This window comes from Oleiphilus sp. HI0066 (genome assembly GCF_001635725.1).
The window spans coordinates 1-1,126 of the sequence record NZ_LWFH01001559.1 but is presented as its reverse complement, the minus strand read 5'-3'; the positions used below and the strand labels follow the sequence as shown (position 1 = coordinate 1,126).

Sequence of the window (1,126 nt, the reverse complement as noted above, 5' to 3'; positions counted from 1 at the left end):
ATAGATAGAACGCTGCTTTGGATTATGCTCAGCAGCGCTGCCTTATCTACGCTCGTGCTTGTTTATCTGGTATGCAGGTTTCGATTGCAAAAAGTTCATAGCGACGTGGTATTAGCGGATTCACTTGTGCAGTCAGCCATTTCTGGTGAACGAAAATCAACGCAGCGTTTGCATTTTTCCGAGACCATTTCACTTGTCACAAATGCTAATCAAGCGCTGTCGACGCAAGAGCAAAAGGTATCAAAGAAACCTAAAACATCAGCACCTGCGGCGGAAGAAGAGCTACCTGTAAATGAGCCTCTCGCCGAACTTGTTGTTGATGAAGAATTAGAGCCTGAGCACGACCTAAGTGACGAGCTAAATTTTGATGATTTGGACCTAGATGAGGAGTTGGGTTTGAACGAAACTACAGAAACTGTTGTTGAAGAAAAGACAACTTATTCAATCGAGTCTTCAATTTTCCGAGCTTATGATATTCGTGGAATCGTCGATGAAACTTTAACTGACGAAGGCGTCGAGTTAATCGGTCGAGCGCTTGCATCTGAAGCCTTGGCGCAAGGACAAAGTACTCTGTGTGTCGGTTATGACGGGCGCTTATCTAGCCGACCATACTGTGAGGCAATCTGCAGAGGTATTACTTCCGCAGGGGCTGACGCAATCGTTATTGGCCAAGTTCCTACTCCTGTTTTGTATTTTGCGACACATCATTTAAATACTGGAACTGGCGTTATGATTACCGGTAGTCATAATCCAAGTAACTACAACGGTTTCAAAATGATGGTAGCTGGCAACACGCTTTCCGGTCCAGACATTCAAGCCTTGTACAATCGTATCGTAAATGGTGACCTAGCTAGTGGCAGTGGCACGGTCAGTGAGCAAAATGTTGATGATGCCTACCAAGACACAATCGTTAATGATGTGGCTGTTGCTGCGCCACTTAAGGTCGTTGTTGATGCTGGTAATGGTGTTGCGGGCGAGCTTGCGCCTAAGTTGATTGAAGAGCTTGGTTGTGACGTGGTGCCATTGTTTTGCGAAATTGATGGAACGTTTCCAAATCACCACCCTGATCCAGGCAAACCGGAAAACTTACAAGATTTGATCGCGGCAGTTCAGCGAGAGAATGCCG

At 45.8% G+C, this 1,126-nt stretch carries 1 pseudogene; it reads left to right on the top strand.

Going from position 1 to position 1,126, the window contains the following annotated elements:
• Positions 1 to 84 precede the first annotated feature (84 nt).
• Positions 85 to 1,126 (top strand): annotated as a pseudogene (locus A3738_RS24610) (phosphomannomutase/phosphoglucomutase); the annotation flags it as partial.